Here is a 14690-nt window from a genome sequence, read left to right on the forward strand (position 1 = left end):
GGTGTGGCCGGTATTTCAGGGCGCTCCGGATATGGTGCGCCGACTACTGACAGAGTAGAGCGCCCCGGTGGTGACGGGGGGAATGTTCGCTGAAGGCGTGGGTTCAGCGGGTATCAACAATAAGCGTGACGGGGCCGTTGTTGATGAGGGCAACATCCATCATGGCGCCGAATCGACCGGTGGCGGTCTCTATCCCGCGCTGACGGAGGGCTTCGACCACGGCCTCGACCAGGGGTTCGGCGACCGGTCCGGGCGCGGCATCGGACCACGAGGGGCGCGTCCCCTTCTTCGTCCTGGCCTGCAGGGTGAACTGGGAGATCACGAGGACGGGAGCTCCCACCGACTCAAGGGACTGCTCGTCCTCGAGGATCCGCAGTGTCGCGATGCGCCGCGCCAGCTTCTCTGCATCCTCAACGGTGTCTTCCCTGTGAACACCAACTAGGGCAACCAGTCCGGGACGATTGATTTCACCGACCACCTCGCCCCCAACTGTTACGGAGGCGCGCAGGGCCCGCTGCAGAACCGCCTTCACTCACTCACCCTGCGCAGTCGATAGGGAGAGACGCGTCCCAGGCCACGAAGTTCGGTGGAGGGGAACTCTTGAATCTCGTACTCGCTGCGAACCGAGGACGAGTCGATGGCGGTCGCAGTCTTGGCATCGGTGAGGATGCTCCAGCGGGGGGCGATATCAACCAGGCGTGCAGCGAGGTTCACCGAGGGGCCAAAGACATCGCCGCTGCGAGAGAAGACATCGCCCTGGATGAATGAGGCACGAACCGGAAGGATGCCCTCCGCCATCTTGAGGCTATCGATAAGACTGGTGACGACTTCGAGGCCTGTTTCGAGGTCATCGGCAATGAAGAACACGGAGTCACCAATCATCTTGACGACCCGTCCCCCGGCAGAGGTGACCACGGTGCGACAGAGGTACTCGAAGCGCTCCACCAGCCCGACCAAATCGGCGCCCATAACCGAGGCGGTGTGGGTGTAGGAGGACATGTCGACAAACCCAAAGGAGCGACTGAGGGGGAAGCGGCGCTTCGAGTGGTCGGTTCCCCGGGCTGCGATCTCTCGCGTCATACGTTCGATGAGTGAGTACATCCGGCGACGCCAGGCGTACACCATCTGTTCTTCCAGGGGCTGCACCATCTGCTGCATTTCATCGATGGCGACGACGCGGGCGGAGGTGTCATCAAGGCCGAGTCGGCGCTCAACCCCCTCAACGAGAGCCTCGATCTCCCAGAGGGCGAGCCGGTCTGTGAGGTGGGCCTGGGCTCGCGCCAGGGAGGCGGCGGTGTTGGGGGCAAGTTTGGCGCGGAGAGTCGCGCTAAACCAGTTCTCAAACACCTCGTAGTCGCGCTCGGTGAAGCTGACCTGGTCGTGTTCACTGGGCGCAAAACCCATCTCTAACAGGTAGGTATGCACCTCTTCGAGAGAAATTCCCGATCGCTCGGCAAAGTCATTGGCAGTTAGGGTCGGTTCGCCTCCGAGCAGGAGATCCCGGTACTCATCCAACGTCCTCGACTCAACCTCGCGGCCCACAAGCTCTCCATTTCCAGCAACCATTCCGAAGTCATCGACCCCACTGCGCATCTCGAGCAGCTCCGGTAGTTCGTGCGCGCGCATCACTTCCGAGGCATCCTTGATGCCCCGATCAACCAGAGGGTCAAGTGTGGCGTGGGTCACTTGCAAAGTGTAACCCTCGTGCTGAGATTCGCCTAGTCAGCCTACCGCCGGTGTCTGGCCATTTACCCCGTAGTGACAGTCAAATCTTCAGGACATCAGCTTAGAACGGAAAAATGGCGGCCCTGACACTTCTTGCCGTCATTGCGCCACATCCCACCGCTCCCCATCCGGGCTGGCCTCACAACGTAGGGTTGATCTATGGAAAATCCAGAAACACCATCACCTCAATCGAACCAACGCAACTGGAGCGAACTGGATCGGGCGGCTAACCGCTATATCCACGACATCGTCGACCTTGATCCAATCGCCGCAACCGACTGGGGAATGGGAGATGATCCCAGCGCCCTACCCGACCTCTCCCCCGAAGGTTTCGCCGCTCGCGCCGCACTCGACGAGAAGTTCTTGGCTGAACTTCCCAACATCAAACTTGAAGATGAGGTCGACCGCATCACCGCCGATGCCCTGATCGACCGCCTCACCCTGGCTCAGCAGTTGCACGCGGGCCGGGAGGATAGCGGCGAACTGAACAACATCGCCTCCCCCCTGCAGGGTGTCAAGGATGCCTTCTCACTCATGGCCACAAAGACAGCTGGGGACTGGGAGGCCGTTTTCGAACGCATGCGTAATGTCCCGCGGGCATTGCGGCAGTACGCCCACTCACTTGCCTACGCAGCCGAGGGAGGCCGGGTGGCAAGCCGCCGTCAGGTCGAAATCGGGATCAGGCAGGCCGCGGCGATCGGCACCCCCGGCTCAAGTGGTGCGTTCTTCGAGCAGCTGGGGCGGCAGTGTCCGGCCGGCATGGCCCGACAGATCGGCGAGAAGAAGATCGATGAAGCCGTCGCTGAAGCCTCCCGTTCATATCTTTGGCTCAGCGGTTGGCTCAAGGACAACCTGCTTCCACTGGCTCCAGAAGAGGACGCTGTCGGCCGTGAACGCTACGAACTGTTCTCCGCCCTGTTCGTCGGAGCCCGAGTCGACCTCGACGAAACCTATGAGTGGGGTCTCGCGGAGCTAGCCGACATCGTCGCGGAGCAGCAGCGCATTGCGGACACGCTCTACGGCAGTGGCACCCCGATCCTTCAGGCTTTCGACAATCTCAATGCCGACTCCCGCTACCAGCTGCACGGTGAGGCCGAACTGCACGCCTGGCTGCAGAGCACCGGGGACCGGGCCATCGCGGACCTCAACGGTAAGCAGTTTGATATTGCCCCTGAACTGCAGGTTCTTCAGGCCCGCATCGCACCCTCTAAGGAGGGTGGGGTGTGGTACACGGGACCGTCAGCCGACTTCTCACGTCCCGGGCAGATGTGGTGGTCCATTCCCGAGGGCGAGGACGTGTTCCACACCTGGCAGGAAAAGACCACCGTCTTCCACGAGGGTATTCCGGGCCACCACCTGCAGATCGGGCAGGCGATGTACGAGGCCGGTTCGCTGAACCTGTGGCGCCGCCTCGGCTCCTGGAACTCCGGGCATGGCGAGGGGTGGGCCCTCTACGCCGAGCAGCTCATGAAAGAGCTGGGCTACATGGCTGATCCGGGCGACCACATGGGCATGCTGGACGCCCAGCGTCTGCGTGCGGCTCGCGTCGTCCTCGACATCGGAGTCCACCTCCGTAAGCAGCGTCCGGATGGGGCCGGAGTCTGGGATGCGGCGTATGCGGAGGCATTCCTGGCCGACAACTGCGCAATGTCACAGGGCCAGCGTGCCTTTGAACTGGACCGCTACCTCGGCTGGCCGGGCCAGGCGCCCTCGTACAAGATTGGCCAGCGCCTCTGGGTCAACCTGCGACGCGACTACATAGCCGCACGCCCAGAGGGTGAGATCTACAGCGACTCCGAGAAGAAGTTCCACACCCTGGCACTCTCGCAGGGCTCCCTACCCATGGATACCCTGCGACGCGCGGTCCTAGGGGGCGCCGCTTGAGCCGGTCGGACCGGGTGCGCCTGGTTCTTGGCTCCAGGTCTCCGGCCCGCCTCTCCACCCTGCGCAATGCGGGGGTCGACCCGATCGTGGTGGTTTCCAACCTCGACGAGGACGCCCTGCTGGCAACACTGGACCCCGCCGCGACTCCCGAGCAGATTGTCGGGGCCCTCGCCCTCGGCAAAGCGATGGAGGTAGCGGAAGGGCTCTCCACCGAAATCAAGCGCGACAAGGTCGACGACAGGACACGCCTGGTCGTCCTCGGCTGCGACTCCATGCTGCACATCAACGGGCGCATGGTGGGCAAACCCCACTCTCCCGAGGTGGCGAAGGAACGCATCCGCGAAATGCGCGGCGGTGACGCGGTGCTGTGGACGGGACACGCTGTAGTTGAGGTTTCCGAGGACGGCGCAGTTGGCTCACCCCAGGTAGCCTCCGCCTCAACCATCGTTCACTTTGGGGACATCTCTGATGAGGAGATTGACGCCTATGTTGCCAGTGGTGAGCCGCTGGAGGTGGCGGGTTCCTTCACCATCGATGGGCTGGGCGGCCCCTTCATCAGGGGTGTGACGGGCGACCCCCACTCCGTCGTCGGAGTTTCGCTTCCCCTGCTTCGCGACCTGGTGTCGAGGCTCGGCATCTTCTGGCCGGACTTCTGGACCAGCAAGTGACCTGGGTCCCACACGGCTAAGGTAGTTACATGAGTGAAATGTTGGCATGGGGCATTGGCCTCGCGACCGTTACCGACTCGGGTAAGACACTTGACGTCTGGTATCCCGAACCACACCTGGGCCCCGCGCCGGAAGGCGGGGATCCAGATCTGCTGGCCAAACTGGCCAGCCTAGAAGCCCGGGATGAAACGCGACGGGTTCACACCTCCGTCGTCCGTGTCACCTCGGATTTGCGGGATCAACCGACCTCAACCGCGGACGCCTACCTGCGCCTGCACCTGCTGTCGCACCGGCTAGCAGCCCCAAACACCATTAACCTCGACGGGATCCGCTCGCGACTGCCGGTGGTGGCGTGGACCTCTGCGGGACCATGCGCGGTAGAGGACTTTGAGGAGACACGGTTCCGCCTGCGGGCCCACTACCAGCACCCAGTTATCCTCACCGGCGTCGATAAGTTCCCGCCCATGGTGAACTACGTGGTTCCCGAGGGCGTACGCATCGCATCGGGTGCCAGGGTTCGCCTCGGCGCCCATCTCGCCGCCGGAACGGTGGTGATGCACGCGGGATTCGTCAACTACAACGCCGGGTCAGTCGGACGCGCCACCATCGAGGGACGCCTCTCCCAGGGCGTAGTCGTCGGAGAGGGAACGCATGTCGGTGGCGGCGCCTCGACCATGGGCCGCGTTATCGGCGCGGCTGACGAACGGGTCAGCCTGGGCAGCAACTGTGTCCTCGGCTCCAACTCCGGCCTCGGCATCCCCCTCGGGGATGACTGCGTGGTCGAAGCCGGTGTCTTCGTCACCGCCAACACCCGCGTCTCACTTCTTCCCGGCGGTGGTGTGGTCCCAGACTCTAACGGTTCCTTCATCAACCCCAAGCTGGTTCCGGCCTCACGCCTCGCCGGGGCCTCAAACGTCCTCTTCCGCCGCAACTCACTGACCGGTTCCATCGAGGCACTGGGACGCGGAGGTTCAACCATCATCCTCGCCTCCGGAGAAGGGGCTTAGCCGCAGGCCCCAGCACCAAAAGGGGCTGTCAGCAACCGATTCCTAGTGGTTGCTAACAGCCCCTTCAGTCTGTCCGAAAAACTAGCCGTCGCGACGGGCCCGTGCGCGCAGCGGCACGTAGTCCCGCATGACCTCACCGCGGTAGACCTGGCGCGGACGTCCAATCTTGGTCTGCGGGTCGTTGATCATCTCTCGGTACTGAGCGATCCACCCGGGCAGGCGGCCGAGGGCGAACAGCGGGGTGAACATCTTCGGCGGGAAGCCCATGGCCGAATAGATGAGTCCCGTGTAGAAGTCAACGTTCGGGTAGAGCTTGCGCTGAATGAAGTACTCATCCCCGAGGGCGATCTCTTCGAGTTCCATCGCAATATCAAGCATCTGGTCCTTCTTACCCAGCCGGGAGAGGACGTCGTGAGCGCTTTCCTTAACGATGGCGGCGCGAGGGTCATAGTTCTTGTAAACGCGGTGACCGAAGCCCATGAGCTTCACTCCGGCTTCCTTGTTCTTGACCCTATCGACGTACTCTTTGACCGAACCACCGCCGCTAACGATCTGGTTCAGCATCTTGAGGACGGCCTCATTAGCGCCACCGTGAAGGGGGCCCGAAAGCGCCCCGATACCGGAGGCAACAGATGAGTAGAGGTTCGCGTCAGAGGAACCCACCAGACGCACGGTCGAGGTCGAACAGTTTTGCTCGTGGTCGGCGTGCAGGATCAGCAGCATGTCAAGGGCGCGCACCAGTGCCGGGTCGATGTCGTAGGACTGGTAGGGCATACCAAAGGTCATGCGGATGAAGTCTTCGGTGTAACCGCGCTGGCTATCCGGGTAGAGCAGGGGAAGACCCGCCGCCCTCTTAGCGATGTACGAGATCATGGTGGGCATCTTGGCGATCAAGAGCACCAGGGCCCGGTCGAGCTGTTCGGGATCGTGTGGATCCAGCGTTTCTTCATAGTAGGTCGCCAGTCCCGCCGTGCCGGCCTGCAGAATAGCCATGGGGTGGCCGTTGTGGGGGAAGGCGGTGAAGAAGGCCTTGAAGTCCTCATGTAGCAGGCGGTGACGCTGGATGCGACGCAGGAAGCTCTCAAGCTCCTGAGCCTTGGGGAGCTCCCCATAGATCAGCAGCCAGGCCACCTCGAGGAATGAGGAGTGGCGGGCCAGCTGGTCGATCGGGTAGCCCCGGTAGCGCAGAATGCCCGCATCACCATCGATATAGGTGATGTCAGAGGCACAGGCCGCGGTGTTGACGAACCCGTAGTCAAGGGTGACATCGCCGGTTGTGGCAAGCACCTTTGAGATGGCGAAACCATCGGAGCCTACAGTCGAGGTGACACGAGGTAGCTCTACCCTTGTGTCCCCAACCGTCAGAAGCCCATCCGGCTTCTTTTCTACAGCTACCTCAGCGTCCAGGTTCTGTTCAGCCATACCCACTGCTCCTATAAGTTGTGTTGTCTTGAGTGCCTGAGCACCAGTCTGCCTCACACCGGCGTTTCGGGTGTTGGCCCGGTCACGATAGGGACGTTCGTCCCACACTGGACGTCGCTAACAGTACAGCCGTGACGCGCACCTCAACACCTCGAAACTACAGCTTACAGGGGTGAATGTGTTTGAAGTCACCTAGTCCTTGAGGTGGTCGTTGATATCCGCCGGCAGCGCTTCGACCACTGGGTGGTCCATCTCGATGACACCGGTTTTCATTGCGCCGCCGGGTGAACCGATGGTGTCAAAGAAATCCACATTGGCCTTGTAGTAGTCCGACCACTTATCCGGCAGATCGTCCTCGTAGAAAATCGCCTCAACCGGACACACCGGCTCGCAGGCCCCACAGTCCACGCACTCTTCCGGGTGGATGTAGAGCATCCTGTTGCCCTCATAGATGCAGTCCACTGGGCATTCGTCAACGCACGCGCGGTCTTTAATGTCCACGCATGGTTCCGCGATGATGTAAGTCATTGCTCCTCCTGAGAACTAGCTTAACCCCCGTGTCCAGATCGCTAGACTTCAAAAATGCGCTCTTTCGAACAACCAGCACCCGATCCGCAGCCCCCTGCGCTTCCCTGGCTGGAGTGGACTGCGGGTCAGCGTGTCGTGGTCAGGTATGTGGATGAGGACGGCAGCACGCGCGACGCCCTCGGCACCCTGGTCGAGACGGAACCCGACCACGTTGTCATTGACGCACGACGAGGCCGAGTGCGGGTTGAAGCCACGCAGATGATCATCGGACGCATCGTCAAACCGCCCCGACCCTGGGGCGCACCCCCGCACCTGGGCTAGGGACAGAAAACCCCCGACCTGAGGGTCGAGGGTCACTGTGTCTAGGAGTGGGTCGCGTCGAGACGCTTCCGACGCGAAGCGTTCCTCGCCCGTTCCGTCTTGTCGAGGTCGACCTTACGGATACGAATCTTGGTCGGAGTGACCTCGACACACTCGTCATCTGAGGCGAACTCCAGGGACTCCTCAAGTGTGAGCTTGCGAGCCGGAGTCATTGACTCGAAGGCATCCGCTGTTGCCGAGCGCATGTTGGTCTGCTTCTTCTCACGGGTGACGTTCACGTCCATGTCATCGCCTCGCGAGTTCTCGCCGACGACCATGCCCTCGTAGACATCATCGGTGGGCTCAACCATCAGGGTGGAGCGTTCCTGCAACTGGACCATCGCGTAGGCCGTTGCGACACCGGCTCGGTCGGCCACCAGGGATCCGGTGGGACGACGAACGATTTCCCCCTGCCAGGGCTTGTAACCGTCGAAGACAGCGGACTGGATACCGGTGCCACGGGTCTCGGTCAGGAACTGGGTGCGGAAACCAATCAGGCCGCGCGCCGGCACCTGGAACTCAAGACGGACCCAGCCGGAGCCGTGGTTGGCCATCGACTGCATCAGTCCGCGGCGAGCAGCCAGAAGCTGTGTCACCGAACCGAGGTACTCCTCGGGAATATCAATGGTGAGGTGCTCCATCGGCTCGTGAACCACCCCGTCGATAACCCGGGTGACAACCTGGGGCTTACCGACGGTCATCTCGAACCCCTCGCGGCGCATCTGCTCGACCAGAATGGCAAGGGCGAGCTCTCCGCGGCCCTGGACCTCCCAGGTATCGGGGCGAGCGGTGGGAAGAACACGAATCGAGACGTTGCCAATCAACTCTCGGTCGAGGCGATCTTTAATCTGGCTTGCCGTGACCTTGGAACCCTTCTCTTTGCCTGCGAGCGGCGAGGTGTTGATTCCAATGGTCATCGAAATGGCTGGCTCATCCACATGGATGGCAGGCAGGGGGTTCGGATCATCCACATCAACCAGTGAGTCACCGATAGTGATGTCCTCAATGCCCGCAACAGCCACGATGTCACCCGCGGTGGCAGACTCTGCGGGTTCGCGCTGCAGTCCCTTGGTTCGCAGGATCTCGGTGATCTTCACGTTCTTCTTGGTCTCATCTCCGCGGATCCAGGTCACGGTATCGCCCTTATGCAGGGTGCCATTGTGGACGCGCAGCAGCGCCAGGCGGCCTAGGAACGGCGAAGCGTCCAGGTTCGTCACCTGGGCTTGCATCGGCGCGCCCTCCTCATAGGACGGGCCGGGGATGTGATCAAGAATCGTGTTGAACAGCGGTTCAAGGTCCTCGTCAGGCAGGGTTCCGTCGTCCGGTTGGGTCTTTGATGACAGACCAGCCTTCGCCGAGGCAAACAGGATCGGCGCGTCCAAAACCTTATCCACATCAATGTCATAGCCGTCGTGGACGAGGTCGTCAGCAAGCGAAAGCAAAAGCGTCTGGGTCTCATCGACGACCTCGGAGATACGAGCGTCGGGGCGATCAACCTTGTTGACGACGATGATGACCGGCTTGTTGGCCTGCAGGGCCTTGCGCAACACGAAGCGTGTCTGAGGCAGCGGCCCCTCGGAGGAGTCAACAAGCAGGACAACCCCATCGACCATGGAGAGGCCTCGTTCGACCTCACCACCAAAGTCGGCGTGACCCGGGGTGTCGACCACGTTGATCGTGATCTCCTCAAGACTGCCGTCGTCGGGGTTCTTACGCCTGTAATTCACCGCGGTGTTCTTCGCGAGAATGGTGATTCCTTTTTCGCGCTCAAGGTCGCCTGAGTCCATGACCCGTTCCCCGGTGGATTCCTGGGACTGGTGTTCGGTGAAGGCGCCTGCCTGCCAGAGCATGGCATCAACCATGGTGGTCTTGCCGTGGTCGACGTGGGCGATGATTGCGAGATTACGGATATCGGGACGTACGGGCATTGAGATGCCTCCCCCAGAGGTTGCTACACGAGTAAAAGTTCGGATCTCAGTGGAAATATCTGCACTCAGGGATGACTGTGCACCTCCGAGTTCAGTTCCGCTGAAGCCGAAAACCCAGTCTAACGGCCAGATGTCGCATGAATACAGGGCCACCGGGGTTACGGCGTGCGAGCTTCGACACCACGGGGCCTAAACTTCAGGGATGAACTACCAGTTGGTCTTCCGTTCTCGATACGGTCAGCTCGCAGCCTGGGGCCTTCTTGGCTTCAGCGTTTTCTTCCTCGGCATGGTCTGGTACATGGATGGTTTCGTCCAGATGCTTGCGGCCCTTCCCTTCCCGATCGGCCTCGTTTACTTCTCATGGTGGATCTGGTCTTTCCCCGCCGTGATTGCCGATCGACGTGGAATTAGGGTCCGCAATCAGATCCGGACAGCAGACATCTCCTGGGATGCCCTGGCGAAAGCCGAGGCTCGCTGGGGCCTCTACCTCTACGCCACCCCGGATAAGGTTGAGGTCAAACCCTCTCCTCAGGAGGCAGTCACCAAGAGGGAGGCGGGGCGGCCTCTCACCATCGGTGATGTCGACCCGGTCAACCTTGATCCCGATGACCTGGCGAGCAAGAAGGCAATCTACGCCTCTGCCGTTCCGGCCCGGGGAGGTTTCAAACACGCCACTGATAAGGGCGCCCCGAGCATCCCGCCCCTTGAGTTAGAAAGCCGCAACCACGTCGTTGTTCGCACCACCCCGTTGGTGGTGGCACGCATCATCGAAGAGGAAAAGTTCTATCTGGATAACCCTGAGAAGCGGCCTGAGAGCCATGCCTCCAAGGAAGCCTTCGAGATTGAAGGGGCTGACTTTGCAGGGTTGAAACTTCGCTACAACTGGCTGCAGATCGGCGTCTTCATCGTGATTGCTGGCTACTGGCTCTGGCGCATCTTCTCCATGTAGCACCCACTCGTTTTGGATAGCAGAAGGCCCCGAGTCCGTTCTTTCGAACAGGCTCGGGGCCGACTGCTTTAGTCACCGGGCGTGGGCGAAACCCGCCTAAGTGAACGGTTGGCTACTTGAGGAAGCCGACGTTCTCACCCTGGATCGAAGACATGCCGAATGCACCGTAGTTAGCAAGGTTGGCCGGAACAGCGGTCATTTCCATGCGGCGGTACAGGGGCAGGATCATCGTGTTCTCCCAGATAATCTGGTCGACCTCGTTAGTCAGCTTGAGGCGAGTTGCGTGATCGGGCTCAGAGGCAATCTCTGCCGACAGTTCATCAATGCGCTCGTCACAGATGCGTGCGTAGTTCTGGCCCTCAGGGGCAAGCGCGTTGCAGGAGTAGAGCTGGTTGATGTTGGCCATCGGGTACGGGGTACCCTGCCATGCGAATGAGGTTACGCCGAAGGTGCCAGCAAGTACCTCATCGAAGAAGGTCGCGGTCTCAACGTTGCGGATGTTGACCTTAACGCCGATCTGCTTCAGCTGAGCCTGCAGCAGCTCGCCCTCGTTCTTCGAGGTGGAGACATCAGGCATCATCATGTAGTCGAACTCGAGGGTGGCGCCGTCCTTGGTGCGGTACTCAGCACCATCTTCGAGAACCCAACCCTGCTCGTCGAGCTCGGTGCCCGCACGCTCAGGATCGTAGGAGTAATCGGTACCGTTGTCCTGGTAGCCTTCCTGGCCGGGCATGAAGAAGTGGTTACCAAGGACGAGTTCCGAAGGAACCAGATCCGGGATACCGGAGAGGTCGGACTCGGTGATGGCAACACGGTCAACGCCGCGGGCGATCGAAGCGCGAAGGTCCTTGTCCTGGAGGACGCCTGACTCACCGTTGAAGGTGAAGTGACGCCACTGCAGGCCACCGGCGCGGCGGATCTCGCCGTCGGCGCGGGTAGCGGCCTCAAGGTATTCCTGAGCGGAAATGATGCCGGTCAGAACGTCGATCTCAGAACCAGCAAAAGCGGTTCCGGTTGCGGCGGAGTCCATGACGCGGAAGCTCAGGGAGTCAAGCATGGGCTCTTCGCCCCACCAGGTGGGGTTCGGCTCAAGGGTGATGACCTGCTGGGCAACGTCAACGTTGGCGACCTGGTATGAACCGGCCAGCCAGTCGTTGTTCGGCTCGTCCCAACCGTCGTTGAAGGTATCGGCGTCAGAGACACCGGCAGCCGGGTAAACGGTCGAGAGTGCAGCGGACCAGTCCGGGAAGATGGTCTTGTAGGTAACTACGACCTCGAACTCATCGGCGCCCTGCTCGACACTTGCCATGTCGGAGAAGCCGTCGGTCGAAGCGCAGAGGAACGCATCATTTTCGCCGTTGCAGGCATTCCAGGTGGCCTGGTAGTCAGCAACGGTGATCGGGGTGCCATCGCCCCAGACTGCGTTCTTGTTGAGGCGCAGGGTTACGACCTGGTCCTTGTCAGCACCGTCGCCATCCTGAACTTCGTAGCTCTCTACGTAGTTGGGGTTGACATCGAACGTGCCATCGCCCTGGTAAATCCAGTTGTTGGGAGCAATGAATGTCGCCATGGTCGAGGAGAGGTCAACCTGGTTGCCATTGACATTCAGGGTGTTCCAGGTGGTGGGCATCGAGCTGATAGCAAAACGCAGGACGCCGCCCTTTTCGAGATCAGCGCGGTCGTGAGCGTTGATGTTGACTGCTGGTACGGCTTCGGATGCACCGTTTTCCGAACCACTTGCGTCACCGGACTGGCCGCTGGAACCGCTGGAACAACCAGCAAGACCCAGGGCAGCTACGGCGGCGGTTGCTGCGAAGACACGCAATGAGCGTCGCATCAAAAATCCTCCATATTGAATCGTGTACAGACCTGACCACCTTAGGCGGCCATGCAGAACCGGCTCGCCCGAGAGGGGCGAGCCGGTGCGTTTTGAGCCTAAACCGTGACCAAATACCCACAATTTGAGAGGGCGGCCACAGAAATTAGCGGTTTTCTGCTGCCTCCTCGTCCAAATCGTGGACAACATCGGGGACGAAGGGGTTAAGCGGTTCCGGGTAGTGACATGCGGTCTGCATGTCATAGGAACCCTCGCGCGGCTTCAGCTCCGGGCGCTCGTCAATACACAGCTGCTGCTTGTCTTCAGGAAGCAGCTTGAACAACGGGCACCTGGTGCGGAAACGGCAACCCGAGGGAGGGTCAGCTGGTGAGGGCAGGTCACCACTCAGCAGGATTCGCTCCCTGGAGCGCTCAAGGCGGGGGTCGGGGATCGGAATAGCGGAGAGCAGAGCCTGGGTGTAGGGGTGCTGCGGGGCGCGGAAGACCTCTTCCACGTCACCCTTCTCAACAATGACACCCAGGTACATGACCGCAACCCGGTCGGCAATGTGACGCACGACGGAGAGGTCGTGGGCCACGAAGAGGTACGACAGTCCCAGCTTGGCCTTGAGCTCATCCAGCAGGTTGATTACACCAGCCTGAATCGACACGTCCAGGGCCGAGACGGGCTCATCAAGGACCAGCAGCTTCGGCTCTAGAGCCAGGGCCCGGGCGATGCCGATGCGCTGACGCTGACCGCCAGAGAAGTGACGGGGGTACCGGTTTAGGTGCGCGCGCTCAAGACCAACAAGTTCGATCAGCTCTGCGATGCGCTCCTGGATCTGGGTCTTGCTGTAGCCGTTGTACTTGAGGGGCTCAGCCAGGATCTCAGAGATCGGCATGCGTGGATCAAGCGAGGCCATGGGGTCCTGGAAGACAACCTGAAGATCCTGACGGACCTTCTTGCGATCAGACTTACCAATCTGCGCGGTATCCCTACCCAGAACCACGATCTTGCCCTCTTCTGGGGCATGCAGGTCGAGGATCTCGAGAAGAGTGGTCGTCTTGCCACAACCGGACTCACCCACCAGACCCATGGTCTCTCCGGCCTTGATACGGAAGGAGATTCCGTCGACGGCGTGCACCGAGCCAATCTGTCGCTTGAAGACCGCACCCTTCATCAGGGGGAAGGTCTTCACGACGTTGGTGAGCTCAAGGATGTTCTCACGTTCATCACGGCTGCGGCGCCCCGCCATGCGATCGATGTGGCGGGGAATCGGGTAGATATCCTTGTAGTGCCAGCCGTGCTCCGCGATCTCATCCTGACGGATACAAGCTGCACGGTGAGGTAGACCGAAGTCAGGGCCACGATCTTCACCCGCGGCTTCGACGCGGGCTTCCTCTATCGCTAGTACGGGCTCGGACAGAAGCTGTAGGGTCGGTTCGCCCTGCAGGCACGCCTCAACGGCCATGGGGCAGCGCGGCGCGAAGGGACAGCCCGTGGGCTTCTTCAGCATCGAGGGTGGGTTACCGTCCAGGGTCGCTAGGGCCGAATCTGACTTCTCATCCGGACGAGGAAGAGCGCCAAGTAGGCCAATCGTGTACGGCATGTGGGGGCGGTAGAAGACTTCGTCAACCGGTCCGGACTCTACGACCTTGCCGGCGTACATAACGGAGACCTTGTCGGCCATGCCCGCCACGACCCCGAGGTCATGGGTAATCATGATGACGGCAGCGCCGGTTTCTCTCTGCAGTGTGCGAAGCAGGTCGAGAATCTGCGCCTGGATCGTCACGTCGAGAGCGGTGGTTGGCTCATCCGCAATAATCAGATCGGGATCGTTGGCAATCGCCATAGCAATCATGACGCGCTGGCGCATTCCCCCGGAAAACTCGTGGGGGAACGCCTTGATACGAACCTCTGGGTTCGGAATCCCCACCAGACCAAGAAGTTCGATCGCGCGGGCTTCCGCATCCTTTTCAGACATCTTCTGGTGGATCTGCAGCGCTTCAACCAGTTGCGTTCCGATGGTGTAGACCGGGGTCAGAGCTGAAAGTGGGTCCTGGAAGACCATCGAGAGCACCTTGCCGCGAATCTGCGACATGTAGGCGTCTGACCTGCCGAGGATCTCGGTTCCATACATCTCGATGGAGCCCTCAACCTTAGCGGCCTCATCAAGCAGACCCATGATTGCCATTGAGGTGACCGATTTGCCCGAACCGGACTCACCAACAATGCCCAGTACCTCTCCGTTGCGCAGGGTGAAGTTCACTCCACGAACCGCGTGAACCGGGCCGTCCTCGGACGGGAAGGTCACCTTCAGGTCCCGAACGGACAAGACGGGGACGCCCTCACCTCGCTCAGGAAGTGCTGAACTTTCAAACACAGGCTGGTTCTTGTTCCGCC

General features: G+C 60.9%; 12 protein-coding genes. 5 read left to right on the forward strand and 7 right to left on the reverse strand.

Annotation, left to right across the window (positions count from 1 at the left end; translation table 11 throughout):
• Window positions 1-103: 103 nt before the first annotated feature.
• Both dtd and CS903_RS04800 read right to left on the reverse strand, forming a co-directional pair.
• On the reverse strand, window positions 104-532 hold the full coding sequence (gene dtd / locus CS903_RS04795; RefSeq protein ID WP_099332418.1) for a D-aminoacyl-tRNA deacylase: 429 nt from the start codon (window positions 530-532) through the stop codon (window positions 104-106).
• Window positions 529-1686 carry an adenylate/guanylate cyclase domain-containing protein gene (locus tag CS903_RS04800; RefSeq protein WP_242491761.1) on the reverse strand — a complete coding sequence of 386 codons (1158 nt, stop codon included), beginning with the start codon at window positions 1684-1686 and terminating at the stop codon, window positions 529-531. The genes dtd and CS903_RS04800 overlap by 4 nt, the downstream gene beginning before the upstream one ends.
• A gap of 198 nt (window positions 1687-1884) precedes the next feature.
• On the opposite strand from CS903_RS04800, the gene CS903_RS04805 reads away from it, so the two are divergent.
• The 3 genes from CS903_RS04805 to CS903_RS04815 are packed head-to-tail and all read left to right on the forward strand — an operon-like array spanning window position 1885 to window position 5284.
• Complete coding sequence (locus CS903_RS04805) at window positions 1885-3609, forward strand: DUF885 domain-containing protein (protein ID WP_099332419.1); 1725 nt, start codon at window positions 1885-1887, stop codon at window positions 3607-3609.
• A gap of 14 nt (window positions 3610-3623) precedes the next feature.
• Window positions 3624-4277, forward strand: coding sequence for a Maf family protein (locus tag CS903_RS04810; RefSeq protein ID WP_099332420.1), 654 nt, complete (start codon window positions 3624-3626; stop codon window positions 4275-4277).
• Between the two features lie 29 nt (window positions 4278-4306).
• Window positions 4307-5284 carry a DapH/DapD/GlmU-related protein gene (locus tag CS903_RS04815; protein WP_099332421.1) on the forward strand — a complete coding sequence of 326 codons (978 nt, stop codon included), beginning with the start codon at window positions 4307-4309 and terminating at the stop codon, window positions 5282-5284.
• A gap of 81 nt (window positions 5285-5365) precedes the next feature.
• Here the strand turns inward: CS903_RS04815 and CS903_RS04820 are convergent, their stop codons facing one another.
• Both CS903_RS04820 and fdxA read right to left on the reverse strand, forming a co-directional pair.
• Window positions 5366-6706 carry a citrate synthase gene (locus CS903_RS04820; RefSeq protein ID WP_099332422.1) on the reverse strand — a complete coding sequence of 447 codons (1341 nt, stop codon included), beginning with the start codon at window positions 6704-6706 and terminating at the stop codon, window positions 5366-5368.
• Between the two features lie 192 nt (window positions 6707-6898).
• Window positions 6899-7234: a ferredoxin gene (fdxA, locus tag CS903_RS04825; protein WP_099332423.1), complete on the reverse strand. Its 336-nt coding sequence runs from the start codon at window positions 7232-7234 to the stop codon at window positions 6899-6901.
• Window positions 7235-7288: 54 nt separating this feature from the next.
• Between fdxA and CS903_RS04830 the strand changes: the two genes are divergently transcribed.
• Window positions 7289-7555 carry a hypothetical protein gene (locus CS903_RS04830; protein ID WP_099332424.1) on the forward strand — a complete coding sequence of 89 codons (267 nt, stop codon included), beginning with the start codon at window positions 7289-7291 and terminating at the stop codon, window positions 7553-7555.
• 41 nt (window positions 7556-7596) lie between these two features.
• On the opposite strand, the gene typA is transcribed toward CS903_RS04830, so the two are convergent.
• On the reverse strand, window positions 7597-9522 hold the full coding sequence (typA, locus tag CS903_RS04835; RefSeq protein ID WP_099332425.1) for a translational GTPase TypA: 1926 nt from the start codon (window positions 9520-9522) through the stop codon (window positions 7597-7599).
• Between the two features lie 202 nt (window positions 9523-9724).
• Here typA and CS903_RS04840 point away from each other — a divergent pair, with 202 nt between their 5' ends.
• Window positions 9725-10471, forward strand: coding sequence for a hypothetical protein (locus tag CS903_RS04840; protein WP_099332426.1), 747 nt, complete (start codon window positions 9725-9727; stop codon window positions 10469-10471).
• 112 nt (window positions 10472-10583) lie between these two features.
• On the opposite strand, the gene CS903_RS04845 is transcribed toward CS903_RS04840, so the two are convergent.
• On the reverse strand, window positions 10584-12308 hold the full coding sequence (locus CS903_RS04845) for an ABC transporter family substrate-binding protein (RefSeq protein ID WP_099332427.1): 1725 nt from the start codon (window positions 12306-12308) through the stop codon (window positions 10584-10586).
• 145 nt (window positions 12309-12453) lie between these two features.
• Window positions 12454-14670, reverse strand: a complete 2217-nt coding sequence (locus CS903_RS04850; protein ID WP_242491762.1) for a dipeptide ABC transporter ATP-binding protein — start codon at window positions 14668-14670, stop codon at window positions 12454-12456.
• Window positions 14671-14690 lie beyond the last annotated feature (20 nt).

This window comes from Actinomyces minihominis, assembly GCF_900187855.1.
In the GTDB taxonomy this organism is placed as follows: Bacteria; Actinomycetota; Actinomycetes; order Actinomycetales; family Actinomycetaceae; genus Scrofimicrobium; species Scrofimicrobium minihominis.

What these genes read in the sequence shown, in the direction of transcription:
- CS903_RS04805 (WP_099332419.1), top strand. Translation starts at nt 1,885, where the DNA reads ATGGAAAATCCAGAAACACCATCACCTCAATCGAACCAACGCAACTGG.
- CS903_RS04845 (WP_099332427.1), bottom strand. Translation starts at nt 12,308, where the DNA reads ATGCGACGCTCATTGCGTGTCTTCGCAGCAACCGCCGCCGTAGCTGCC.
- CS903_RS04815 (WP_099332421.1), top strand. Translation starts at nt 4,307, where the DNA reads ATGAGTGAAATGTTGGCATGGGGCATTGGCCTCGCGACCGTTACCGAC.
- CS903_RS04820 (WP_099332422.1), bottom strand. Translation starts at nt 6,706, where the DNA reads ATGGCTGAACAGAACCTGGACGCTGAGGTAGCTGTAGAAAAGAAGCCG.
- fdxA (WP_099332423.1), bottom strand. Translation starts at nt 7,234, where the DNA reads ATGACTTACATCATCGCGGAACCATGCGTGGACATTAAAGACCGCGCG.
- typA (WP_099332425.1), bottom strand. Translation starts at nt 9,522, where the DNA reads ATGCCCGTACGTCCCGATATCCGTAATCTCGCAATCATCGCCCACGTC.
- CS903_RS04830 (WP_099332424.1), top strand. Translation starts at nt 7,289, where the DNA reads ATGCGCTCTTTCGAACAACCAGCACCCGATCCGCAGCCCCCTGCGCTT.
- CS903_RS04840 (WP_099332426.1), top strand. Translation starts at nt 9,725, where the DNA reads ATGAACTACCAGTTGGTCTTCCGTTCTCGATACGGTCAGCTCGCAGCC.